Origin of the sequence: Nonomuraea mangrovi (genome assembly GCF_042681425.1) — a bacterium.
Classification (GTDB): Bacteria; Actinomycetota; Actinomycetes; order Streptosporangiales; family Streptosporangiaceae; genus Nonomuraea; species Nonomuraea mangrovi.
In genome coordinates this window covers 27,214-48,799 of record NZ_JBHUFV010000043.1, presented here as the reverse complement: position 1 = coordinate 48,799, position 21,586 = coordinate 27,214, and the positions used below count along the sequence as shown (strand labels likewise).

The window sequence follows — 21,586 nt, the reverse complement described above, 5'->3', positions numbered from 1 at the left end:
CAGATCGGCGATCGGGAGGTGCCGTCCGTCCTCATGAGTCGTCTGACGTACGAGCAGTACTGCGATGCGGTCGAAGCCGTGGACGCGCGCTACGTCGAACTGCTGGCGGGTTCCGATCTGGAGCCGCAGGTGCCCACCTGTCCCGGCTGGACGCTCGCCGATCTGACCAAGCATCACGGCACCACCTACCGATGGATGGAGCCGTTGGTAAGAAGCCGCGCGACCGAGCGCGTCCGGTCCAGGGACGTACCGCTCGACCTGCCTCAAGATGGCTGAGAGCGTGACACTGTCGCTGGACCCGCTCCGAAGCGCCCGCCCCCGACGCACCCAACTGGACCCACGGGGCCGACCAGCATGTGCGCTTCTACCCGCGCCGCCTGCTGGTCGAGGCGGTCGTCCATCTCGCCGACGCCGGGCTCGCGCTGGGACGCCTTCCACGCATAGCGCCCGGCATCGACAAGTTCCTGGGGAACCTGCCGTACCCGGCGTATGGCTGCGCGCCACTGAACTATGAGATCGACAACGAAGGAGGCATCATCGTGGCTGAAGTACTGTCTGACGCGGAGTTGGCGAGCTCGCTCGAGGGCGGATTCGTCAGCAGGCACGCCGACGTCGACGGGACCCGTCTGCACTACGTGGCGGGCGGGCAGGGTGAGCCTCTGCTCCTGCTCGGCGGGTGGCCGCAGACGTGGTGGGAGTTCCACAAGATCATGCCGGCGCTGGCCGAACGGCACCGGGTGATCGCCGTCGACCTGCGCGGCATGGGCGGCTCGGACAAGCCCCGCGACGGGTACGACAAGAAGACGATGGCCGCCGACATTCTGGAGCTCGTCCTCCACCTGGGCCACGACCGCGTCGACATCGCCGGCCACGACATCGGCGGCATGGTCGCCTACGCCTTCGCCGCCAACCATCCCACCCACGCCCGGCGCATCGCGCTGCTGGACATCGCGCACCCCGACGTGCGCTTCTACAACCACTCCCTGCTCCCTCGGCCCGGACGCCAGCAGATCGACGGCGACATTCACGCCGGCCCCGGCCGCTTCCTGTGGTGGTTCGCCTTCAACCAGGTGCCCGACCTGCCCGAGCGCCTGCTCGCCGGCAAGTCCCGCGAACTGATCGACTGGATGTGCGACTACCTGATCGAAGACCCCTCCGCCATCAGCGACCGCGACCGCGAGATCTACGCCCGCGCCTACGCCGCACCGGACGCGATCCGCGCGGGCAACTCCTGGTACCGATCGTTCGGACAGGACATCGCCGACGAGAAGACCTACGGCAAGGTCACCGTCCCCCTGCTAGGCCTGGGCGGCGGCGAAGCAGGCCACATGCTCCTGCAGGCGGTGCTACCGGACAAGGGCACCGATGTCGAAGTGGTGAAGGTGTCCGACAGCGGCCACTACATCCCCGAGGAACAACCCGAGATCGTCATCGAACACCTGGCACGGTTCTTCGCCTGATGCGGATCTCCGGCACGATGATCGTCAGTTTCAGAACGACAGCGTCGCCGCCTTGCCGGCCTTCGAGGCCGACCGGCGCGGCAGTGCCGTAGCGCGTGTCGCAGCCCTTGTATCGGGGTCAGGTAGCGCCGCCACCGCCCCAACCAGCGGGGACACGCCGCCGCGTGGGCATTCTCCGCTGAGGTGACGATGGTCGCCACGCGGGCGTTTTCGATGAGTCCACGTGGCAGTGCCGTCGCGCATTGGCGGCACCCGAAACAAGCCTGATTCAGCGGCGTCCTCGCATGTTCGGTTCCTGCTGGGGGCACCCGAGAGGAGCCGCGCCGACGGCATGCCGCGAATCGTGCGTGAGCAAACCATCAATCACGTGCCGCGCCATCGCTACCCGGTCGTCGTCACCGAGGCGCACGGCCAGATTGACGGCGCTGAGCAAGGCGCTCACCTGGAAGGCGGCAGACTCGGGATCGATTTCGGCTATCTCACCGCGTGCGACGGCGCGCCGGAACTGCGTCGCGAGGGTCGTGTGCCAGGCACGTTGTTGCCGTCGCAGTACATCCCGGACAGGCCCGGGGCGGCTGTCGAATTCCGGCAGGTTCGCGCCCCAGAAGCAGCCACCGGAGAACAGCGGCTGTACGGCGTATTCGATCCACCGATCGACCAGGGCGCGAATGCGCGCGACGCCCGCGGGGGACCGCAGGGCGGGCCGGATGACCGCGTCGACGAACGCCTCGCGGGCCGCTTCCACGGTGGCGAGCTGCAGCCCCTCCTTGGTCCGGAACAGGGTCTGGATTCCGGCCTTGCTGATGCCGAGATCCTCGGCCAGACGGCCGAAGCTGAGCCCGTCGAGCCCGTCCAGCGAGGCGATGTCGACCGCTCGCCGGGTCACGGTCCGCCGCGACTGCGCGCCGCGCAGCAAACGCTTGTCGGTGGTTTCCTCGGCAGCCTGTCGCCCAGATGTCACCATACAGTCGATCGTATGCCGTCGGTCCGGCCCACGTTGTTTGCCCGCCGTGCCGCCACTGCCCTTCAGACCTTGCGCACCCCGATCTGTGTGATTGAAGTAAACATACGGTCGAACGTATGCTTTGATGGCCTTGCCTGGTCGAGGTTGGCCGGTGTGGACAAGAAGGGATGCTTGATGCATGACATAACCAAGGCGACGACGCTACGGCCGACTCGGGATCATTCGGCCGCGGTCGTGTGGGTGCTCTGCTCGGCCGCGTTCATGGCGATGCTCGACGTGTTCGTGGTGAACGTCGCGTTCATCAAGATCGGTGAGTCGTACCGGGGTTCCTCGCTGGCGGACCTCAGCTGGGTCCTCAACGGGTACGCGATCGTCTATGCGGCGCTGTTGATTCCGGCCGGGCGTTTCTCGGATCGATTCGGGCGCAAGGCCGGATTCCTGGTCGGGCTCGGCATTTTCACGCTGGCCAGCCTGGCCTGCGCGCTGGCGCCGTCGCTGTGGGCGCTCGTGGCATTCCGGGTCGTGCAGGCAATCGGTGCCGCCGCCCTCACCCCGGCGAGCCTCGGGCTGCTGCTCACGGTGCTGCCGCCGGCGAAGGTGTCGGCTGCGGTAAAGATCTGGGCCACAACGAGTTCCTTCTCCGCGGCCTTCGGTCCCGTGGTCGGCGGGGCGCTGGTCGAGGCGTCCTGGCGCTGGATCTTCCTGATCAATCTGCCGGTGGGTGTGGTGGCCGGAATCTCCGCCCTGCGCCTGGTTCCGGATCTGCGGCAGCGGGTGCAGGCGCGGGTGCCCGATCTGCTCGGAGTGGTGCTGCTGGTCGTGGTGATCGGGGGGCTGTCGCTGGGTCTGGTGAAGAGCAGCGAATGGTCGTGGTCGAGCGGAGCGACACTCTGTGTCCTCGCCGTCGCGGTGGCGGGCCTGGTCCTGTTCGTGGTGCGGATGGTGCGGCATCCCGATCCGGTGGTATCGCCCGCCCTGTTCCGGGTGCCCACGTTCGTGTGGGCCAACACCACCGTGCTGGCGTTCTGCACCGCGTTCGGGGCGTGGTTCCTCAGTATCGCTATGTGGCTGGAGAACGCGGCCCGCTTCAACACCATCGAAACCGGGCTCGCCATCGTGCCAGGGCCGATCATGGTGCCGATCTTCGCCGCCGTCAGCCAACGACTGATCAAGTGGGTGCCGGTGGGTGTCGTTGTGGCCATGGGCAATCTGCTGTTCGCCGGAGGGGTGGTGCTGGTGCTGGGTACCGCTGCGACGCCTGTGCACTACGCCACCGAGGTGCTGCCGGGCTGGATGATTTCCGGCGTCGGCATCGGCCTCGCCCTGCCCAGCATGATCGCCTCGGCAGCCGTCGATCTGCCGCCGGAGCAGTCCGCCACCGGCAGCGCGGTGGTGAACACCGCCCGCCAGCTCGGCTACGTGCTGGGCGTCGCCGTTCTGGTCGCCATCGTCGGGTCGCTGAATGTCGCCTCCGATCGATTGCTGACCGCCTTCCAGCACGGCTGGTGGTTCATCGCCATCGTGGCCGCCGTCAGTGCGGCAACGGCATTCGGCATAACGCCGCGCACCACTCAGTCGTAGCCGGAAATCAGGCAGGTGAAGAATGCAGACGGGAGCGGCTCGTACGAAGACAGCATCGCCACCTTGCTCTGCTCGATCTGGCTGGTCAGGGCCTGCTCGCGGGCGTCGATCTTGTCCAGTGGCCAGGTACTCAGGTCCTGCCCGCCGGACCCCGCCACGACGGGAGCGAGGTTTGAGTGGTTCAGGATGCTGTCTGGTCGTGGACGTGGAGCCTGATCGTGCCGTTGAGATCGAGATGTCATGATTCGTCGCCGTCAGGCGTTGCCTGCAAAGCGTGTCATCCCCTTCTAGCGGCGGATGTGGAGGACGTGTTTTCGTCGCCGCAGTGCGCCCTCCCGGCCCGGAGGAGACGGGAGGTGGTGGGGACACGAGTGATAGTGAAGCCGTCACCGCAGATCTCGCCGCCGCCGTCGCGGCAGTCGCGGGCCCATCGTCGTCCGTTGTAGTGCGGCAATGTGACCTGTGTGGGTCGTTCGTCGTCGCCGTAGTCGACACCGGCCACCCACACGTCGTCAGCGGCGAAGGCGGTCACCTGGTGCGGGTTCTCCCAGACCCCGGCATGATGCCAGTCCCGCAACCTGCGCCAGCAGGTCATCCCCGAAACGAAGCCCAGCTCCTGCGGCAGGAACTCCCAGGCAATGCCGGTATAGAGCACGAACAAGATGCCCGACAGGACCTCCGGTTGTCCAGACGCTTGCGTCCCGGGTGATCGACCCGGCGCGGCACGACCGGCAACAACGGCTCGATCCGCGCCCACAGCCCGTCGGGAACGGCCCATGGTGCCTGCTCGCCCTTCCACGTATTCCTAGATCATTTTGTTAGGACTTCTAAAGCAGGCGAGATCCCTCATTTCGCAGATCCGTCTTGAATATTTTGAACATCAACCTGAAGGGTTTATGAGCGCTTTGGAAATCGAAAAATATGCAATAAGATTTAAGATGGACAAGCCAACCCTCAAGATAGGCCACACGATTCCAGTCGTACACTTGTCAAATACGCTATCAAAAGCCTCGCGTGCCCGATCAGGCAGGAAGTTGAGTGGAACCGCGGGGAGTAGCAGAGGCCGTCACGAGAAGCCGAAAGTGAGCATCTTCCTGGTCCAGGCCGCATCCGCATACGCAATCTTCCAAACTGTACGGCGGCAGAGTACGGCAATCACCGTGACCGCATCCGGCGCCCACGTCGACCATGGGGCGGAAGCGCTCGACCACAGCGGCACGCACGGCGAAGACACCTACCGCGTCCTACCTGCTGTCTTCGTCCCGGCCATCCTCGAAGACGAAGAGCGGTTTTGCGCCATGTGCGGGTGCTTCGGCGAACGAGATGGCTTCAATGAAGCGCTCGAGCGGGAACGGCTCGCCTTGGGGGATGCTCAGCACTTCATCGGCGACGAGACTGCGAACCTCGAACAGCGCGCGCAGCGTATCCGCAGGTGAGGTAGTGCCGAACCAGCGGTTCAGCCAGAAGCCACGGACTGCTTTGGTCTCGTAGATGACCGAGCGTGCCAGCAGCGGGATCGTCAGTGCTGCCGAATCAGTCTGCCGATGGGTGGAGAGCGCGCCGTAGACCACGACCTCTCCTCCCGGAGTCAATGCCTGGGATACCTGGGCGCCCACGTGGCCCGCGACACAGTCGATGGCCTTGCGCACGCCGGTCGATCCTGCAATCTCGGTCACCCGCTGCAACAGGTCCTCGTCCTCAGTGCAAATGACCTCGTCACCACCAAGCGCCTTGATCTCCTCGACGGCATCGCGCCGCCGTACGACATTGATCGTGCGAATACCCAGATGTCTGGCCAGCTGAATGACGAGCCGGCCGACGGTGGAGCCCGCGGCCGTCTGCAACAACCATTCACCCGGCTGTACGTCGAGTTCGCGAGACACGAGGAGCAGCGCGGTCAACGGGTTGACGGCGAGTTGACAGGCGCTGGAGTCACTCAGATGGTCGGGGACCGGCAGGAGCCTTCGTGTGTCGGCACCAAGGTATTCCTGCCATGTGCCGGCCATATGCGGCCCGGGCACCGCCGGGACGGCAACGGCCACCACGCGCTCGCCGATCTTCAGTCCCTCGGTATCCGGGCCCAGGGCCTCAATACGGCCCACACATTCCATGTGACCCCCGACAGTGGGAAACTCGGGGGAGAAACCGTAGCGGCCGCGCAGCACGTGCAGATCACTGGCGTGAATCGGAGTCGCCTTCACGCGGATCAACGCCTGACCGGCCTCTGGCATGGGAATAGGCCGGGATTCAATCCGCAGGACATCGGCCGGCTCGCCAACCTTTCCGGCTACGAGCGCGCGCATGGATTGTGGCATGGGAATGAGGTCTCTTCTTTAGTCGCGCTCGGTCGTTCCAGCAGGGAATCACCTCCTGCGAGCGGCCCCAACGAGTCCGATGAAATAACCGTAACACGTTTACCTGTGTTTCTTCTTGACTTTGCGACGATTGTCGTACATTTGTGCGAAGTAACTGCTTGCAGCTTGTCGCGCCAAGCTGCAAGCGCGCGTCGGGAGGCCGCGAAGCAGGTCTGACATGCGAGCCGACAAACGATCGTTGCCGTGCCGGCGCAGTTGTGAGGGCTTCCTTCGATAGAGTGATCAGCTCAGTTCCGCCGACTTACGTACTCGAGGCGACACAGTCCACAGCGAGGTGATCCACTCATCGGGGCAACCGGTCGCGAGCAGATCGCCAACCGGCGACGTCGGGGCGGTCCCGGAGGCCGCCCGCCCGCCTTCGACGCCCTCGCCTGCAAGCAGCGCAACCTCCTCGAACGCTGCACCGGCAAGCTCAAGCAATGGCGCGGCATCGCCACCTGCTTCGACAAGCTCACCAGCCGTTCCCTCGCGGGTATCGCCATCGCCGCTTCGATGCTGTGGCTCCGTCACGCCGACATGTCAGGCACTCCCTGGCTCACCCGAAGAAACGCGAGCTCAGCTTTTGTGCATGAGTTCTGGAGCGGTACAAGTCAGTGCGCTGCTTGCCGTCCGCCGCCAGCAGGCCATGCTCCTGCAACGCCGCCAACACCAGGTCGAGTGGCCTTTCCTCCAGCTCATGCGCGATCATCCGGGAGCGGAACTCACTCAGCACGCTGGCGTCGAGCCCGGGTCGTCCAGGCTCAAACCGAGCGCGTACTTCCAGGTCAGATCGGTGGCGACCGCCTCGGTGAGGTTGTCCACCCGCTGCACCACCGTGATCAACGCCGCCCGCCCCGGCGACCAGCCCGGCTTGCCCCCCTTGCCGAAGACGCCTGCGAACGCCTCGTCGGCGAACACTTCGCCCAACTCATCACGCATCCGCATCGGTAACGGCACGTGACGCTTACCTCGGTAGGTGATCCGGATCGCCGCCGCGACCTCGGGTGCCGGCTCTGGTCACGGTGCGGGTCGCATCGACATCGCCGCCTCCATTCGCCCCGGCAGTCAGGACGAAGACGATGACGACGGCTGCCACAGCCTTCATGATCAGCGTAGGCGCCATCAGATCATGAACCGGAGCCAGCAATCCGAGTTGACCAGCAGGGTCGTACGGGCTTCACGCTTGTCGATCGCCGGCGAAGGCCATGGCTGGTTACGCAGCGCCATCAAGCTAATACGGACAATAGATAACCGGCAGTCAGCGCAGCAGGGATCTCGCGGTGGGAGCCAGTCGCAACCGCTGCGGGGTTCTGGCCAGCGCCGCCGACAAGGTGGGCAGCACCTTCTCGCGCCACCGATCCGAGTGCTCGAGACGGTCCAGATGCTCGATGAGGTGCCGCTCGTCGGCGAACCGGGCGAACCACACGAGGACGTTCTCTCCGGTCCGCACCGGCAGCGCCGGGAAGGTGTTCGCGGCGTGTTCGGACCGCAGGCAGGCCAGCGGCGTGGCTCCCGCCTCTGCCAGGGCAGGGCATATCTCCTGGTCGAAGAACTCCACGAACGTCTCGTCGAACGGGCCGGCGCCGTAGTAGATCGTCGCGAGCACGACCGAGGGGGGCGGGGTCGTCTCGCCGGCCGGCGGCCGGGCGGCGGCGGGGGACGGGAAGCCGGTCCGCGCCGTGACGGGCCTCAGCAGCAGTACGTCGTCCGAGTCGATCATCGTGGCGTTGGCCTGCTCGCGGTGTGCCTTCCAGATCGGCCCGCCGTAGAAGCGGCCGAGCGCCTCGGCGCGGTGCGGCATGTCGTCGAATCCCCGCAGCCAGACGAACCGGTCCGGGTCGTCCAGGTCACGGAACTGTCCCAGGAGCGTCATGCCGACCGCCTCCTGCGACTCGACGAACTCCCGGTCGAACAGACTGATCAGCACGTCGCGCTGACCAGGGTGCAGCGTGTACTGCCTCAGCTCGACGACCGGGCATCGTACGTAGGACACGAGGATCTCTTTCTGTTATTAGAACAACTTTTGTTACAGCAAAGGGCGCCGAAAGCCGCCGGGCCCAGGGGTCCTAGCTCACCAGCAGGGTCTGGCGTAGCACGTCGGCTATCGACGTGCGCCCCAACTCCGCACGCAGCGCCAGCTCGGCCCTCCCGTACACATCGCCCAGTGCGGGCCGGATCCCCTTGCCGACCGGGCATTCGAGGTTGGGCTCGGTGTGGTGCATGCCGAACAACGGCTCCCGCTCGACGGCGTCGTACACGTTGAGCAGCATGATCTCCTCCGGCGCGCGGGCCAGGCTCCATCCCGCCCCCGCGCCGTGACGCACGGTCACCAGGCCCGCCCGCCGCAGGTCACCGAGACTGCGCCGGATTATCACCGGATTCGTGTTGACGCTTGCGGCGACCTGGTCAGAGGTCAGCAGCTCCATCCCGCGCCGGTGCGCGAGAGCCAACCACGTCAGAATGTGCACGGCGATCGTGAGCCGGCTGTTCGCTGCCATCATCCCTCCTGCTGTAACAGCCTCTATTACAGTCGGGGGGATGTCAACCGGGCACCCATCCCGGGGCGTTTCTCCCGCCCGCCGGCCGATTCCTCTCAGGTCGCGGGGCCACCTGCGCGCGCCACGGCCAGGTCTCAAGAAAGGCCACGGAAGTCAGATCTTCGGCAGCAGACCAGTCCGCCGTCCGGCTTCGGCCGTCCGGTCTGACGTCGCAGCACCGCCACCTCATGACGCAACACCATGATCTCCGCGTCCTTCGCCACTGATTGCGGCTCTGAGGGGAGCATCGCCATCGCCTCCCGCAACGTGGCAGAGCTGCGCGACGGCAAGATATTCCTGACCCAGCCCGGGGTCACCGAGCATTGACGCGCTCCCCGGCCGCTCATTGCCCCTGGACCGTGATCCGGTAGGCCAGCCGGAGGCCGGCCGACGCGTGGGCCGCGCCGCTGACCAGGAGCCAGCGCGCCGGGCCGCCACGAGGATCGGGCGTGTAGGCGGCGGAGATCCGCTCCACGCCGATCGGGAAGTGCCCGGACGACTGCGTGCCGGGCACGAACCACATCACCTGGGCCTCTGCCCAGATCAGCGGCGCCGGCACACCCTCGGCCAGCGGCGGCACGTCGGGCGGATAGAAGCCGAACTCCGTGGCCGGTTCGTTCGATCGCCACACCTGGATGCGGGCGTTGTGACCCACCCGGACGACACCGGAGTGGACCGTCGTGGTCGGCGTCAGGGCGAGCGCGGGGTTCGCGGTCAGCTCGAGGATGTCGTAGGCCATCTCGAGAACGTAAGCCACTGCCTCGGCTCGGCGATAGAGACTTCCGATGCAGCAGATCGGCGGCGGCGCGCGTTCGCTTGGTATGAACGGTGAGACCCTCCCGCGCCTGTCCGTGCCGCACGCCCGACGCCGAGGCGGTGTTCGCCAACCTGTACCGCGAGCACTGGCTCGCCCCGGTACGCCTGGCGCTGCTGCTCGTCGGTGACCGGGGGAGTGCCGAGGACGTCGTGCAGGACGTTTCGCCAGGTTGCACGGCAGGTCCACGGAAGCGCTCACCTTGCCCTACATCCGTACCTGCGTGCTCAACGCCGCGCGCTCCGTGCTCCGCCGGCGCGCCCGATCCGGTTCTGGCGCGTCCACGCACGAGGCATCCGTGACGCGAAAGCGGGCTTTGGCCCACTCGTGAGCGGGATGGTCGGCGGTCACCGCTTCGCCGCTGATGACCAAGAGGAGCTGGACCAGGCCGGGCGCCCGGGAGTTGTATTCGACGATGTCCGCCAGCGCGCGCAGGGGCGATGCCGCCGGTGCCGTCGAAGGCGAAGCGGCGCATGTCCACGTCGTCGCGGTAGTCCAAGACGGCGAGCAGCAGTGGTGGTGGATTAGCCCGGCTTGGGAGATCTCGACCCGTTCATGCGGGCGATCGATGGGCCGCGGTTCTCCGCGAACTCGAGGAGGGGGGTGGCAAGGATCCCCTCCCGCCGCGTCTCACTTCGGCACCCTACCGAGTCGCATAATGACAACAAACCTACTGAGAATTCGGTCAACGAGCCGACGGCCCCCGCCCGTCTGCCGGGCGGGGGGCGTCTCTCAGGCCAGGTCAGCACCACCAGCGTGTGGAGCTGGTGTCGAGTACCTTCCACTTGCCCGCGCCGTAGTCCCATGACACGTAGGCGGCAGTGAGCCCCTCGGTGGTGTTGGAGACGCCGGTGTACCAGTTCGTCCCCTTCGTGGCCCACTGCCACTGCCCAGGCAGGTAGTTCTTGCCGGCGTCGTCCCCATCGGCGGGAACATGGTCATACAGAGCCACGAAGTCGTAGTAGCCGACCGAGTCGGGCTGCTTCCAGTTCAGGTAGTAGTTCCTCCAGAGCCGGGCGCAGGACATCCACGCCTCGGCGGCCTGCGTGACGGAAGCCTGTTCGTCGTGCTTCTCGGCCTCCTCCGGCGTGAGCGGGGGCGGGGTGGGCACCTGCGCAGGATGGCCGGGCGGCGGGGCCGGGGAACCGACCGCGGCGCCGGCCGGAGCGGCGAGCAGTGTCAGGGCGGCCGCGACGGCCGCGATGGATGCGATGGGAGCAAGTTTCTTCCGCATGCCGCAAAGGTGCTCCACCTAGATCATCAACTCATAATCACCCCATAAACCACCCGCTCAGAGCCCTTGAACCGGCCCGTTCGGGGGTCAACCGACCGTACCGCTGTAGGGCGCATCCTCAGTGGACGCCGCAGCGTTCGACGCCGCGGTTGGTCGTGGTCACACGCCGCCAGGCCCTCGGCAGACTTCAACGCTCAGCTGATCAACTGGCTGGAACGGGCCGACCAGCGGCGTCACCGCAGGATCGAGTGCCGCCCGGTCGACCGGTTCTCGGCCGATCTGGCCGCGATGGTCGCGACCCCGGCAACCCCGCCACAGATCGGTTGGAAGACCTTGGTCCGGCCACCGCGCGACCACTACGTCCGTCTGACGCCGACGACCACTCCGTCCATCCGGCCGTGATCGGCCGGATAGTCGAGGTCACCGCTGGTCTCGACCAGGTGACGGCGACCTGCGGCGGCAAGAACGTCGCCCGCCACGACCGGTGCTGGGCCGCCCACCAGACCCTCACCGACGACGCCGACGCCCAGGCCGATCGCGCCTTCCGGCGCCAGCGGCTGGTCGGTGTCCCCGCCGTGATGACCGAGGTCGAACAACGCAAACTCACTGACCACGACCGCATGTTCGGCCTGAGCGACGAGGAGGTGGCCGTCTGATGGCCGCCAAGACCAGCAGGAACGTCGCCTCCGAGATCGCCTACCTGACTCGCGCGCTGAAGGCCCCGTCCCTGGCGGCCTCGGTCGAGCGGGCCCGGCTGAGGAATGGACGCACGAGGAGTTTCTGGCTGCCTGTCTGCAGCGCGAGGTCGCAGCCCGCGAAGCCCACGGCGGTGAAGGCCGCGTCAAGCCGCAAGTCGCTCAAGAAGAACCCGTCCGCCTTGGCCGCATCCCGCTGCTGATCTCGACGAGGCGGGTTACATCCCGTTCGAGTCCGAGGCCGCGAACCTGTTCTTCCAGCTCGTTTCATTCAGACACGAACTCCTTGATCGCGACCTCGAACAAGCCCTTCGGCAAAGCGAACCTGTGCAAGGTGGTGCCGAAAGGTCGGGTTCAGTGACGCGGGCGCCACTTCGTCGAGGATCGCGCACGGGCGTACGGCCACGGGGACCCTGCGCCCGCGTGGGGTCCGCTCCTGGTCGGTCAGGGTCGTGCATAGCGCCGGAACGTGGTTCCTGAGGCGAGGGAACGGTGCTCGACCAGGCGCAGCCGCAGTTCCTCTCTCACGGGCAGGTACGGCTTGCCGCCCCCGACGATCACGGGGAACGCGTACACCCAGAACTCGTCGATCAGGTCCAGCAGGGAGGCGGCCACCTCGGGGCCGCCGAGTTGGAGGGTGCCGTCGATCTCCTGCTTGAGGCGCGTCACCACGGACACGGCGTCCTTGCGACGAACGATCGTGAGCCCTTCGGGGACGGTCTGGAGGGTGTCGGAGAAGACGTACCGCGGGGTCTCCTTGTAGAGCTGGGCGAACTCCCGCTCGATGGCCGGGGCGCCTTCCTTGCCGAGGTCCTGCGTCCAGGGCTTTTCCATCGCCTCATACAGCCGCCGCCCGAACAGGAACGCCGCGGTCCGGCGAACATGGTCGTTCGCCGCCTGCTGAAAGTCCTCGGCCTGGTCCAGAAAGTCCATGCCACCGTCGGGATCCTCGATGTAGCCGTCGATCGAGGTGTTCATCCAGTAGATGACCTTGCCCATAAACTCCTCCTTGGTCGTAGAGGTCGTCCGGAGTGGAGACCCGATGGAGCGCCGGAACTCATCGCAGGCAGGGCGGCCAAACGGCGCTTTTCTGGATGGATTGGGGCCGTTGGGGTACCGGACGGCCAGCCGCTCAGTACGGATTCCAGGCCGAGGTGAAGCGGACTTTGAGGACGTCGGTGTCGTGGCCGGTGAAGTCCGCGGAGCAAGGACGGTGATTGACACGGCACTGATCAACGTCACCGGTGCCGGGGTCAACACGCGGCCCGCAAGCGGAGATCGCATCATGATCCTATTTCGTTCTGGTCGAGTAGGCGGCCCTCATGGACATGGTCGGCGAGATAGGTCATGACGCCCTCGGGGTCCATCCCGAAGGGCGCCGCGACAAGTTTGAGGTCCATGGTGTTGACCAGGTCGACCAGGCGGGTGGAGCGGAGCATCCGCGGTGAGATCCGGGCCGGGTCCAGGACGTGGCTGACATAGGCGACAGAGGCGCGTCCCTACCGGCGAGTAGATTGCTCGGACCTGTACTCCCACGGCGACATGGCGGGGAGGTTTACCGCAGCGCGCACCCCATGGACGCTCACTGTTGGTGATCGTGTTCTCTGATCGCGGCTTCCACGAGGGCGCGGGCGGCCCAGGTCATGGCGTCCTGCTCGGCCTGGGGGTCGAGTCCGCGGACGTCACGCAGGGCTATCTGCGCCTCCCATCCGACGACCATGGTCAACGCGGAGATGAGGCGCTGGTAGGACCGCTCGCTCAGGGTGTCGCGCAGTGGTTCGCAGGCTTTGTCCAGCCATTCGATCCGGCGTTGGTTGCGACGTGGGCCGGTCGGCTCCGGCGCGCCGTTCAGGGGCGGGTCGACGGTCAAGCGGATCATGCGGCGCCCCAGGGGTAGCGATTGTGGCGAGTACTTCAGCAGTGTCTGGATGAGGGCGTCGACTCGGCCTGCCGCGTCGTCGGCGAGCGCGGGATCGGACAGCGCCGCCTCGACCGGTGGCTCGTTGAGCGCGCCGGCCGTCGCGTCGATGAGCAGTTGGTCCAGGGCCGGGAAGTACATGTAGATCGTGCGGCGCGACACGTCGGCGGCGGCCGCGATCTCGTCGATGGATGGCGTCGCTCCGCCGGCGCTGAGGCGTACCGCCGCATCGACGATCGCCTTGCGGGTGCGGCGACGCTGCGCCTCCCGGCCGCCGCCGCGTGCTGGTTTGTCAGTCGTCATCGGGTGCTGCCCCTCCTTGGGTCTGTTGGTCAGGACTGCCTTGACTGCGCTTCCACCGCGAGTATATCGATGTGCATTGGTTGCACATGAGTGCAATGACTGCATATGGTGGCGGTCATGAGCCGCTGCGGCGACCCAGCTCGCGGCTCGGCTCAAGGGCTGAACGCAGGTGCGGGTGGTTCTTGAGCGGCACCGCAATCGAAGCCAAGAGCACGTGAACCAGGAGCTGACCATGAGAGTGCTGGTAGCAGGAGCGACCGGAGTGATGGGCCGGCAGTTGGTGCCGCGCCTGGTCGCCGCGGGGCACCAGGTCGTCGCCATGACGCGCAACGAATCGAACAAGACCAGACTGTCCGAGCTGGGCGCGGTGCCGATCGTCGCCGATGCGCTCGATCGCGGCCAGGTCGAGACGGCCGTGCGCGAGGCGAAGCCGGATGTGATCGTTCATCAGCTGACCGCCATCGGCCACGTAGACGCCCGCCATTTCGATCGCAGTTTCGCCGCCACCGACCGGCTGCGGATCGAGGGCACCGACAATCTCCTCGCGGCAGGGCGCGCGGCAGGTGTGCAGCGGTTCGTGGCGGCGAGCAATGGTGCGTTCACCTATGCCCGAACGGGTGGGCCGGTGAAGAACGAAGAGGACCAACTGGACCCGTCGCCGGTCAGCCGGATGGCCCCGATGATCGCCGCGATCGGGCATCTGGAGAGAGCTGTGTTGGGCGCCGACTGGACCGAGGGGATCGTGCTTCGCTACGGCGCGTTCTATGGACCGGGCACCTCGATGGAGCCGGGCTCCGAGCAACTCGAGATGATCCGTAAGCGAAAGTTTCCGGTCGTCGGCGGGGGCAGCGGAGTGTGGTCGTTCATCCACATCGCCGACGCGGCTGAGGCGACGGCCGCGGCGGTCGAGAACGGCGCCCGCGGTGTCTACAACATCGTCGACGATGACCCCGCCCCGGTTGCCGAGTGGCTGCCGGAGCTGGCTCGGATGCTGGGCGCCAAGAAGCCGATGCGCGTGCCGCGGTTCGTCGGGCGGCTGGCCGCCGGGGAGGCCGGCGTCGTGCTGATGACCGAGCTTCGCGGCGCGTCGAACGCGAAGGCCAAGCGCGAGCTGGGCTGGCGCCCGGCGCACCCGTCCTGGCGGCAGGGCCTCCAGGTGTCGTGACTCCACGCCGATCGACCTTCTGGCCTATGTCCTGCGCGACCTGCCCGTCGAACTGCTGGTCCGCATCCGCTGCGACCGGGTGCTGCGCCTGCCCGCCCACCACGACGCTATGACCCTGGGGTCGGCAGGCCGTACAGGCATGGCGCCGAGTTCGCGGCGGCAAGAGGCCGCGCGGAGGTAGGTGGCCAGCGCACCGTGACGGCCGAGACCTTCGCCCATGGGCTCAGATCATCCGCCGCAGGGCGGTCTCCACGGCGTCGATGAGCGCATCGCCTTCGGTTCCCGGGTGGCGGGCAAGGCCGAGTTCGACGTCCGGCAGAGCAGGCAACGCGGCCGCGTCGTGGCAGGCCATGGCCGGCTCGAGGTTGGCGGGTATGAGCGCCGCGACCCCGAGCCCGGCCCGAAGCGCAGCGAGCACTCCGGCGAGACTGTTGCTTTCGAACGCCACCCGCCAGCGGCGCCCGGTGCCTTCCAGCGTTTGCAGTACCGACGTCCGCCACGCGCACGTGTTCGAAAACAGCACCACCGGCAGCGGATCGGCGTCGGCGGCGACACCCTGCCCGACCGCCCAGACCAGGGGTAGACGCACCGTCCAGCGCGGCGGCCACGGAAGATCCGGGACCTCGTCGAGCACGAGCTGGACACGGCCCGTGTCGTAGGCCTCCCGCATTGTCGCCTTGGAAAGACTGAGCACCTCCAGCGTCGCGTCGGGATGCAGCCGCGCGAGGTCGGCGAGTGCCTGAGGAAGGCGGGAAACGGTGAGATCTTCGAGGAGTCCCACGCCGCAACGCCCGGTGAGCGCACGTCCCGTTTCGGCGAGTGCCTGGGCCGACAGCGCGAGAATGCGCTCGGCGTACGGCAGCAGCTCCTCGCCCGCGCGGGTCGGGGAGACACCGGACGGCGCCCGATGCAGCAGCGGACTGCCGACGGCCCTCTCGAGCTTGCGCAACTGCTGGCTGAGCGCAGGCTGGGTATGGCCGAGCGCCGCCGCCGCACGGCTGATGCTGCCCGCTCGCACGGCGGTGACGAACGACCGCAGCAGGGCGGTCTCGAGATCACGTGCCATAAGCGTTCATTATGCCTGGTCCAACGAAATGACGACTTCCTATGGCATGACGGACGATCTAGCGTCAAACCGGTGATCAGATTCGGACAGGTGCTCGCGGTGCCAGGGATGACGCCACTGCTGGGCATTTCGCTGCTCGCTCGTGTCGCGATCACGGCGGACGTGATGGCGCTGACGATGTACGTCGTGCTCGCGCTCGACATGAGCTACGCGGCGGCGGGAGCCGTGGCGGCGGTGCTCACCGCCGGTGTCGCGCTGGGCGGGCCGCTGCTGGGCCGGATGATCGACCGGCGGGGCCTGCGTACCGTGCTGCTGGCCACGGTTGTGCCGCAGATCGTGTTCTGGCTCACCGTGCCTGTGCTGCCGTACGTGATCTTGCTGGGCGCATCCTTCGCCGCCGGTCTGCTGATGGTGCCGGTCCAACCGGTTACCAGGCAGGCGATCGCCGCGATGACGACGGCAGAGCAGCGGCGGGCAGCGTTCGCGCTGGAGTCGGTGGTGGGCGAGCTGTCGTACATGGTCGGCCCGGCGGTGGTGATCCTGTGCGCGGCGAAGGTGTCCCCCGGTGTGGTGGCATGGGGCGTGGGCGCCGCGATCGTCGCCGGCGGGGCAGGGATCGCCCTGCTCAACCCGCCGCTGCGGGCCAAGGACGAGGCGGACGGCGACGCAGCAGGCCGGCCCCGGCGCCGGGAGTGGCTGGGAACGCGCATGGTCGCTGTTCTGACGATGGGGTTCGGCGTCGCGATGCTGCTCAGCGGCGTCGATCTGGCCATCATCGCCACGCTCGAAGAAGCCGGTCAGGTCTCGTTGGCGGCCGTGGTCGTCGCCGTGTTCGGGGTGACGTCCGTCGTGGGCGGTCTGGTGTACGGAGCGCTGCCCCGGCCGATGCCCATCTGGCTGCTGCTCGGCCTGCTCGGGCTGGTGACGATTCCGGCCGGACTTGCCCATGACTGGCGTTGGCTGTGTGTGGCCGTCATCGGTGCCGGGCTGCTCACCGCACCGACCCTCTCCACGGTCTCCGACGCGGTGAGCCGGCTGACGCCGGCCGGCGTGCGAGGTGAGGCGACCGGCCTGCAGTCCTCGGCGCTGAGCGCGGGGTTCGCGCTCGGCTCCCCGGTCGCGGGAGTGGCGATCGACGCGTCCGTGCCGGCGGGCGGCTTCGCGGCGGCCGGCCTGGCCGGCCTGCTCGCCGCACTGGCGGGATACCTGCTCTCGCGCCGGTCACCCGCCGCCAGGCCGTCTCCGTCGTCCTCATCGGAGACACTCGAGCCCTGCGACGCCGCCGCGCCGACCCCATGACGTCAGCCCGGTACGGCTACGGCCTCGGCTGGTTCGCGATCGCCGCGATGCTCGTCGACCTGCCGTCGGTCATGGCGATCAACCAGTGCGCCGGCAGCCTGACGATGATCTCCATTCGGGACTCCTTCCGCCCGGTGAACCCAACAAGGCGGGTTCGGGCGGTCACGATTGCGGCGATGGCGGTAGCCGTCCGAGCCAACGCTCAACCCGTGGGGGAGGAGCGCTTCAACGCCTTCTGCGGCAACCTGGCGTACCTGCTGTCATGGTGAGCGCTCCCTTCACCGGATTCGCCGCGATGACTTCGGGCGGCGTGGACTGCTCGATGTTCGTCGGCCTGCCTGTCTCCGCGGTGGCCTACCTGCTGCTGTGCCGGAGCCTCGACATCGCTGCGGAACACCGTTCGGCCGAGCAAGAAGGAGCGCTGACGGTCCACTGAAGGATGGCACTGTGTCACCTGAAGTCCATGATCGATTACGGCTTGGCGGCTGGTCGGCGATGCGGCGGGACCTCAAGCTGATCGCTAACACGATCAGGAGGTCATTGTCATGCCTCGAACCGCTTCCCTTCGCGCGCTCCAGCGCCTGGTCGCCGAACACGGCGACGCCAGGCGGTTGGGCATCCCTGTCGAGGAACTGCGCGGGTTACGTACTGAAGCCGCCGAAGAGCCCGGCGGCATGGCCAGGCGCGAACTGCTCAAACGAGTCACCCTGGCCGGCCTGAGCGCGGCCGCCCTCACCGCGACACCCAGGGCCGCGCGCGCCGACGTCGCCAAACCGCCGAAGCCCGCGCGAGTGGCGGTCGTCGGCGGCGGCATCGCCGGTCTGACCGCCGCGCTGACCTTACGCGACGCCGGGGCGACGCCCGTCATCTACGAGGCCAACCCCACCCGGGTCGGCGGGCGTATCTACTCCCAGCGCTCATTGTGGTCCGGCGGCCAGACCTCCGAGGTCGGCGGCGAGCTGATCGACCAGGAGCACCGGAAGATGCGGGAGCTGTGCCGCCGTTTCGGCCTTCCCACGGTCAACTTCGCCGCAGCGGGGCCCAACGGTGCCGAGGAGATTCTGCGTTTCAACGGCGGCTATTATCCGCGCTCTCAGGCGGACGCTGACTTCAAGGAGATCTACCAGGCGCTCCACGCTGACCTGCAGGCCGCGGGCGAGGTGAAGTGGAACAGCACCACTGCGGCCGGTACCGCGCTGGACAACATGTCGCTCTACGACTGGATTGACTCTCGGGTGCCTGGCGGCCATGCCTCCAACCTGGGACGCTTCCTCGATGTGGCCTACAACGTGGAGTACGGCGCAGACACGGTGGAGCAGTCCTCGCTGGCGCTCATCTTGCTGCTCGGCTACCAGCCCAATCCTGGCCACTTCAACGTGTGGGGCCTGTCCGACGAGCGCTACCACATCGTCGGAGGTAACGACCAGCTCCCCGCCGCCATCGCCGCGTCGCTGCCCTCGGGCTCGCTCCAGCTGGGCTGGAAGCTGCTAGCCATACGGGCCGACTCCGACGGCACCCAAACGCTCACCTTCGACAACGGCGGCACCACCAAGACCGTCACCGCTGACCACACGATCCTCACCGTGCCGCTGCCCATCCTGCAGGACCTCGACATGTCCAGGGCAGGCCTGGACGCCCGCATGACGAACCTGCTGCGCGATGCCCGGATGGGTCACGTCACCAAGCTCAACATGCAATTCACCGGCCGTCCGTGGATCGGCACGGGGCCCTGGCCGGGTGTGTCCGCTGGCGACTGCTTCACCGATCTGCCCTTCCAACAGTGCTGGGACACTACCAAGGGACAGCAGGGCGTCGGCGGCATCCTCATCCAGTACGGCGGAGGCAGCCTGGCCCGCGCTCTCAACCCCTCCACCCCCTTCGCCACCCACACAGACCCTTACGTCCGCGACCTGGTAGCGGGCATGCTCACGCATATCGACCAGGTCTTCCCTGGCACCAAGGCCGCATGGAGCGGCCGCGCTCAGCTGTCGGCCTGGCACAAGAACCCCTACTCCCTGGGCGCCTACTCCTACTGGCCCGTCGGCTACCTGCACAAATACGCAGGCTACGAGGGCACCCGTCAGGGCAACGTCCACCTGGCGGGCGAGCACTGCTCCTACGACTTTCAGGGCTTCATGAACGGCGGTGCCACCGAGGGCGAACGTGCCGCCAACGAGGTACTGGCCAGCCTGCGCGCCTAACTGACCCTCGCCGACGACCGCCGCCTACACAATGCCCATGCTCCCGTCAGCCAGTGATGCCAGTTCCTCTCGCCGCGGTCTCCCCTCCTGCTGGACGTGACCCTGGGGGATGTTGCATTCACGCACCAGCAGCGGGCGGAATGGGCCCGACTCCAGTAGGCGGCGCACCTCCTCCAGATAGCCCGGACGCCCAAATCCCGTCGCCGTGCTCATGCGGCGGCTCCACTGCGATCATAAGTGGCGTGCTTTCCCTGAAAATGAACGACGCCGCAGTGAAGGCGCTCAGGTTGCCGAACGGTCTGGAGGCCTTGGCGCCGCCTGGTGGCCTCTCACCGGATCTTCGAGCACGCGCGGCACGGGGCATAGTCCGATGTGGGGAAGTCCTGACCTGGGCCGACTCCACGGGAGGAGCGGCAGACGCACCCTCGTTCTTCCCGGAGCTCACCGCCTGGGAGTGCTCTCACAGTTCCTTCCACTTGGAGGACTTCGTCTCGGTGGAGGTGGCCACCGTCGATGATGCACCGGTTATCAGCGAAGAGGACCAGCAGACCCTGCTCCTGCACGGTGTCGCGTTCGCCCTGGAGGTCAGCAAGTGCGTCTACACGCTCGACCCGCCCAGCCGGGTGCGGTGCATCCTGGGCGCGAACGAGACCAATGCGACCTTCAGGTTCCACCAGATCAGACCAGGCGAGAACTGGAACATGTCCAACCTCGACGGCTACCGCTTCGACAAGCTGGTCGTGATCGACATCGAGCCCGCTGACAGCCGATAGAACGAACCAGTGCCGATCACCGTGGTGCGGAGAAGAGTCTCGTTGTCCTGCGGACAGGAAGCGTTCCTGGGACATGTGCACGCCTTCAGTGTGGTGGGACGGTGCCGACTGGCAAGGTCCGCTACGACGATCCGAAGGTCGCGGTCGCACGGCGGTGCGATCTCACCGCGAGCGTCCGAACGTGCTGGACACCCCACGCGCATTCGTGAGGCTCAGGGGGCTGGCCGCCCCGAGCACCGGGGAAGTTCTCGAGATAGGCCGCCCGCTGCAGACCCGTTCCGTCGGGCTGTCCGCTGGAGGTTAGGCCGTGAGCGTCCGCCACGGGCGGTTACGTGCCTCGAGTGGCGAACCATCAGCGACGCGCGCCGTCCGGCTGCCGGGTTCGAGCATGATCGTGGCGAGGGTGGCCCAGCGCTGACCGAGCGGCAACGTCATGTCCGGCACGCAGCACAGGTGCGGCTGGCCAGGAGCGGAATACAGGAAGCCGAGCAGTTCCGTCGCGTTTCGCGGCTCTGGACCACGCGCGAAACGGGACGCCACGAGGTCGTAGCGCTCGCCCGAATCCGGCTGGTAGAGCTCATTCTTCTCGCCCGCGCGGGGCGCCGGCGCGAGGAAGTGGTTGGTGCGGATGACGGTCCCGTCGACCGGCTCGACGGCGAACACCCCGACCGGAGTGATGTCGGTGGTAACGGCCGTCTCATGGTCGAACAGGGTGAAGGAGCTCGATGCGCTGATGGGCGCCGATCGCACGAGGTCGAGGGCCTCTGTGACCGACCCGGCCTCCTCGAGCACGATCGCGGCGAGCAGGTGCACGGGGACGCCCCCGACGCCGTCCTCGCGATGCCCGAGGATGTTGAAGTGCAGCGCAAGCCCGGCACTGTTGACGCCGATCTTGCCGAGGATGCCGTGCTCGGTGATCCCGACCATGTAGGCGGCCTCGCAATCCAGGTTCCAGCCGTTGGTGTCGGTGCCCGCCACCAAGACCGAGCCCCCACGATCTCCGCGATCGACATGCACCCCGAACGGCCCGCCGAAGGCGCCGTCGAGATGCTCCATGGGTTGATCCACAACACGCCGGTCGCCGAGCGCGTCCGGCTCCCGACGACCTTCATCGTCAGAGAATCGACGGCACCGCTGTCGCGGCGTCGTCGCAATTGAGCGGTGCTAGGTGTACCTGACCTCTCAGGTCAGTACACCTAGGGCAGGATCGCCGAGCAGACGA

Annotated in this window: 26 protein-coding genes and 1 pseudogene; 11 read left to right on the top strand and 16 right to left on the bottom strand. The window is 67.1% G+C overall.

Annotated elements, in window-relative coordinates; genetic code table 11:
- Nucleotides 1–33 precede the first annotated feature (33 nt).
- Both ACFSKW_RS28300 and ACFSKW_RS28295 read left to right on the top strand, forming a co-directional pair.
- Nucleotides 34–276, top strand: coding sequence for a maleylpyruvate isomerase N-terminal domain-containing protein (locus ACFSKW_RS28300; protein WP_379575503.1), 243 nt, complete (start codon nt 34–36; stop codon nt 274–276).
- 80 nt (nt 277–356) lie between these two features.
- Nucleotides 357–1,460, top strand: a complete 1,104-nt coding sequence (locus tag ACFSKW_RS28295; protein WP_379575502.1) for an alpha/beta fold hydrolase — start codon at nt 357–359, stop codon at nt 1,458–1,460.
- Nucleotides 1,461–1,728: 268 nt separating this feature from the next.
- Here the strand turns inward: ACFSKW_RS28295 and ACFSKW_RS28290 are convergent, their stop codons facing one another.
- The gene (locus ACFSKW_RS28290) at nt 1,729–2,424 is read right to left on the bottom strand and encodes a TetR/AcrR family transcriptional regulator (protein WP_379575501.1); all 696 of its coding nucleotides are present in this window, start codon (nt 2,422–2,424) and stop codon (nt 1,729–1,731) included.
- A gap of 153 nt (nt 2,425–2,577) precedes the next feature.
- On the opposite strand from ACFSKW_RS28290, the gene ACFSKW_RS28285 reads away from it, so the two are divergent.
- Entirely contained in the window at nt 2,578–4,005 is a 1,428-nt protein-coding gene (locus tag ACFSKW_RS28285; protein ID WP_379575499.1) for an MFS transporter, read from the top strand.
- Here the strand turns inward: ACFSKW_RS28285 and ACFSKW_RS28280 are convergent.
- From ACFSKW_RS28280 to ACFSKW_RS28235, 10 genes and pseudogenes are all read right to left on the bottom strand, one after another.
- Complete coding sequence (locus tag ACFSKW_RS28280; protein WP_379575497.1) at nt 3,996–4,163, bottom strand: hypothetical protein; 168 nt, start codon at nt 4,161–4,163, stop codon at nt 3,996–3,998. The two genes, ACFSKW_RS28285 and ACFSKW_RS28280, sit on opposite strands and share 10 nt — an antisense overlap.
- 371 nt (nt 4,164–4,534) lie before the next feature.
- Nucleotides 4,535–4,764: pseudogene (locus ACFSKW_RS28275) on the bottom strand (transposase); the annotation flags it as partial.
- 485 nt (nt 4,765–5,249) lie between these two features.
- Complete coding sequence (locus ACFSKW_RS28270) at nt 5,250–6,308, bottom strand: zinc-dependent alcohol dehydrogenase family protein (RefSeq protein ID WP_379575496.1); 1,059 nt, start codon at nt 6,306–6,308, stop codon at nt 5,250–5,252.
- A 294-nt stretch (nt 6,309–6,602) separates the two neighbouring features.
- The gene (locus ACFSKW_RS28265) at nt 6,603–6,890 is read right to left on the bottom strand and encodes a hypothetical protein (RefSeq protein ID WP_379575495.1); all 288 of its coding nucleotides are present in this window, start codon (nt 6,888–6,890) and stop codon (nt 6,603–6,605) included.
- 25 nt (nt 6,891–6,915) lie between these two features.
- A complete protein-coding gene (locus ACFSKW_RS28260; protein ID WP_379575494.1) occupies nt 6,916–7,092 on the bottom strand; it encodes a hypothetical protein in 177 nt (58 codons plus the stop codon).
- Nucleotides 7,086–7,298, bottom strand: coding sequence for a transposase (locus ACFSKW_RS28255; RefSeq protein WP_379575493.1), 213 nt, complete (start codon nt 7,296–7,298; stop codon nt 7,086–7,088). Before ACFSKW_RS28255 ends, ACFSKW_RS28260 begins: the two co-directional genes overlap by 7 nt.
- 319 nt (nt 7,299–7,617) lie before the next feature.
- On the bottom strand, nt 7,618–8,352 hold the full coding sequence (locus tag ACFSKW_RS28250) for an NIPSNAP family protein (RefSeq protein WP_379575491.1): 735 nt from the start codon (nt 8,350–8,352) through the stop codon (nt 7,618–7,620).
- Nucleotides 8,353–8,425: 73 nt separating this feature from the next.
- Nucleotides 8,426–8,857, bottom strand: a complete 432-nt coding sequence (locus ACFSKW_RS28245) for an Rrf2 family transcriptional regulator (protein WP_379575490.1) — start codon at nt 8,855–8,857, stop codon at nt 8,426–8,428.
- Between the two features lie 382 nt (nt 8,858–9,239).
- Nucleotides 9,240–9,635, bottom strand: coding sequence for a hypothetical protein (locus ACFSKW_RS28240; protein ID WP_379575489.1), 396 nt, complete (start codon nt 9,633–9,635; stop codon nt 9,240–9,242).
- 817 nt (nt 9,636–10,452) lie between these two features.
- The gene (locus tag ACFSKW_RS28235) at nt 10,453–10,944 is read right to left on the bottom strand and encodes a hypothetical protein (RefSeq protein WP_379575488.1); all 492 of its coding nucleotides are present in this window, start codon (nt 10,942–10,944) and stop codon (nt 10,453–10,455) included.
- Between ACFSKW_RS28235 and ACFSKW_RS28230 the strand changes: the two genes are divergently transcribed.
- Both ACFSKW_RS28230 and ACFSKW_RS28225 read left to right on the top strand, forming a co-directional pair.
- A complete protein-coding gene (locus tag ACFSKW_RS28230) occupies nt 10,917–11,600 on the top strand; it encodes a Mu transposase domain-containing protein (protein WP_379575487.1) in 684 nt (227 codons plus the stop codon). The genes ACFSKW_RS28235 and ACFSKW_RS28230 overlap by 28 nt on opposite strands.
- A complete protein-coding gene (locus ACFSKW_RS28225) occupies nt 11,600–11,842 on the top strand; it encodes a P-loop NTPase family protein (protein ID WP_379575486.1) in 243 nt (80 codons plus the stop codon). Before ACFSKW_RS28230 ends, ACFSKW_RS28225 begins: the two co-directional genes overlap by 1 nt.
- A 241-nt stretch (nt 11,843–12,083) precedes the next feature.
- Here the strand turns inward: ACFSKW_RS28225 and ACFSKW_RS28220 are convergent, their stop codons facing one another.
- The 3 genes from ACFSKW_RS28220 to ACFSKW_RS28210 all read right to left on the bottom strand — a co-directional run bounded on the left by ACFSKW_RS28220 (nt 12,084) and on the right by ACFSKW_RS28210 (nt 13,860).
- Nucleotides 12,084–12,638: a dihydrofolate reductase family protein gene (locus ACFSKW_RS28220; RefSeq protein WP_379575485.1), complete on the bottom strand. Its 555-nt coding sequence runs from the start codon at nt 12,636–12,638 to the stop codon at nt 12,084–12,086.
- Between the two features lie 284 nt (nt 12,639–12,922).
- Complete coding sequence (locus tag ACFSKW_RS28215) at nt 12,923–13,078, bottom strand: hypothetical protein (protein ID WP_379575484.1); 156 nt, start codon at nt 13,076–13,078, stop codon at nt 12,923–12,925.
- 143 nt (nt 13,079–13,221) lie between these two features.
- Complete coding sequence (locus ACFSKW_RS28210) at nt 13,222–13,860, bottom strand: TetR/AcrR family transcriptional regulator (RefSeq protein ID WP_379575483.1); 639 nt, start codon at nt 13,858–13,860, stop codon at nt 13,222–13,224.
- A gap of 232 nt (nt 13,861–14,092) precedes the next feature.
- Between ACFSKW_RS28210 and ACFSKW_RS28205 the strand changes: the two genes are divergently transcribed.
- Nucleotides 14,093–15,025 (top strand): NAD-dependent epimerase/dehydratase family protein, encoded by a 933-nt coding sequence (locus ACFSKW_RS28205; protein ID WP_379575482.1) that lies wholly within the window; start codon nt 14,093–14,095, stop codon nt 15,023–15,025.
- Between the two features lie 223 nt (nt 15,026–15,248).
- Here ACFSKW_RS28205 and ACFSKW_RS28200 read toward each other — a convergent pair whose 3' ends face one another.
- Nucleotides 15,249–16,091, bottom strand: a complete 843-nt coding sequence (locus tag ACFSKW_RS28200) for a LysR family transcriptional regulator (protein ID WP_379575481.1) — start codon at nt 16,089–16,091, stop codon at nt 15,249–15,251.
- A 72-nt stretch (nt 16,092–16,163) separates the two neighbouring features.
- On the opposite strand from ACFSKW_RS28200, the gene ACFSKW_RS28195 reads away from it, so the two are divergent.
- The 5 genes from ACFSKW_RS28195 (at nt 16,164) to ACFSKW_RS28175 (ending at nt 20,364) form a co-directional block, all read left to right on the top strand.
- Nucleotides 16,164–17,390: an MFS transporter gene (locus ACFSKW_RS28195; protein ID WP_379575480.1), complete on the top strand. Its 1,227-nt coding sequence runs from the start codon at nt 16,164–16,166 to the stop codon at nt 17,388–17,390.
- On the top strand, nt 17,387–17,659 hold the full coding sequence (locus ACFSKW_RS28190) for a hypothetical protein (protein ID WP_379575479.1): 273 nt from the start codon (nt 17,387–17,389) through the stop codon (nt 17,657–17,659). Before ACFSKW_RS28195 ends, ACFSKW_RS28190 begins: the two co-directional genes overlap by 4 nt.
- The gene (locus ACFSKW_RS28185) at nt 17,653–17,826 is read left to right on the top strand and encodes a hypothetical protein (RefSeq protein ID WP_379575478.1); all 174 of its coding nucleotides are present in this window, start codon (nt 17,653–17,655) and stop codon (nt 17,824–17,826) included. The genes ACFSKW_RS28190 and ACFSKW_RS28185 overlap by 7 nt, the downstream gene beginning before the upstream one ends.
- Before the next feature lie 109 nt (nt 17,827–17,935).
- Nucleotides 17,936–19,591, top strand: coding sequence for a flavin monoamine oxidase family protein (locus tag ACFSKW_RS28180; protein WP_379575477.1), 1,656 nt, complete (start codon nt 17,936–17,938; stop codon nt 19,589–19,591).
- A gap of 476 nt (nt 19,592–20,067) precedes the next feature.
- On the top strand, nt 20,068–20,364 hold the full coding sequence (locus ACFSKW_RS28175) for a hypothetical protein (protein WP_379575476.1): 297 nt from the start codon (nt 20,068–20,070) through the stop codon (nt 20,362–20,364).
- 300 nt (nt 20,365–20,664) lie between these two features.
- Here ACFSKW_RS28175 and ACFSKW_RS28170 read toward each other — a convergent pair whose 3' ends face one another.
- A complete protein-coding gene (locus ACFSKW_RS28170) occupies nt 20,665–21,420 on the bottom strand; it encodes a C45 family autoproteolytic acyltransferase/hydolase (protein WP_379575475.1) in 756 nt (251 codons plus the stop codon).
- Nucleotides 21,421–21,586: the final 166 nt, after the last annotated feature.

Bases quoted from the DNA above. Each gene is read 5' to 3' on its own strand.
- ACFSKW_RS28300 (WP_379575503.1), top strand. From the start codon at position 34: ATGAGTCGTCTGACGTACGAGCAGTACTGCGATGCGGTCGAAGCCGTG.
- ACFSKW_RS28290 (WP_379575501.1), bottom strand. From the start codon at position 2,424: ATGGTGACATCTGGGCGACAGGCTGCCGAGGAAACCACCGACAAGCGT.
- ACFSKW_RS28270 (WP_379575496.1), bottom strand. From the start codon at position 6,308: ATGCGCGCGCTCGTAGCCGGAAAGGTTGGCGAGCCGGCCGATGTCCTG.
- ACFSKW_RS28255 (WP_379575493.1), bottom strand. From the start codon at position 7,298: ATGCGTGATGAGTTGGGCGAAGTGTTCGCCGACGAGGCGTTCGCAGGC.
- ACFSKW_RS28245 (WP_379575490.1), bottom strand. From the start codon at position 8,857: ATGGCAGCGAACAGCCGGCTCACGATCGCCGTGCACATTCTGACGTGG.
- ACFSKW_RS28240 (WP_379575489.1), bottom strand. From the start codon at position 9,635: ATGGCCTACGACATCCTCGAGCTGACCGCGAACCCCGCGCTCGCCCTG.
- ACFSKW_RS28230 (WP_379575487.1), top strand. From the start codon at position 10,917: ATGCGATGGGAGCAAGTTTCTTCCGCATGCCGCAAAGGTGCTCCACCT.
- ACFSKW_RS28235 (WP_379575488.1), bottom strand. From the start codon at position 10,944: ATGCGGAAGAAACTTGCTCCCATCGCATCCATCGCGGCCGTCGCGGCC.
- ACFSKW_RS28225 (WP_379575486.1), top strand. From the start codon at position 11,600: ATGGCCGCCAAGACCAGCAGGAACGTCGCCTCCGAGATCGCCTACCTG.
- ACFSKW_RS28220 (WP_379575485.1), bottom strand. From the start codon at position 12,638: ATGGGCAAGGTCATCTACTGGATGAACACCTCGATCGACGGCTACATC.
- ACFSKW_RS28215 (WP_379575484.1), bottom strand. From the start codon at position 13,078: ATGCTCCGCTCCACCCGCCTGGTCGACCTGGTCAACACCATGGACCTC.
- ACFSKW_RS28210 (WP_379575483.1), bottom strand. From the start codon at position 13,860: ATGACGACTGACAAACCAGCACGCGGCGGCGGCCGGGAGGCGCAGCGT.
- ACFSKW_RS28205 (WP_379575482.1), top strand. From the start codon at position 14,093: ATGAGAGTGCTGGTAGCAGGAGCGACCGGAGTGATGGGCCGGCAGTTG.
- ACFSKW_RS28200 (WP_379575481.1), bottom strand. From the start codon at position 16,091: ATGGCACGTGATCTCGAGACCGCCCTGCTGCGGTCGTTCGTCACCGCC.
- ACFSKW_RS28190 (WP_379575479.1), top strand. From the start codon at position 17,387: ATGACGTCAGCCCGGTACGGCTACGGCCTCGGCTGGTTCGCGATCGCC.
- ACFSKW_RS28185 (WP_379575478.1), top strand. From the start codon at position 17,653: ATGGTGAGCGCTCCCTTCACCGGATTCGCCGCGATGACTTCGGGCGGC.
- ACFSKW_RS28180 (WP_379575477.1), top strand. From the start codon at position 17,936: ATGCCTCGAACCGCTTCCCTTCGCGCGCTCCAGCGCCTGGTCGCCGAA.
- ACFSKW_RS28170 (WP_379575475.1), bottom strand. From the start codon at position 21,420: ATGGAGCATCTCGACGGCGCCTTCGGCGGGCCGTTCGGGGTGCATGTC.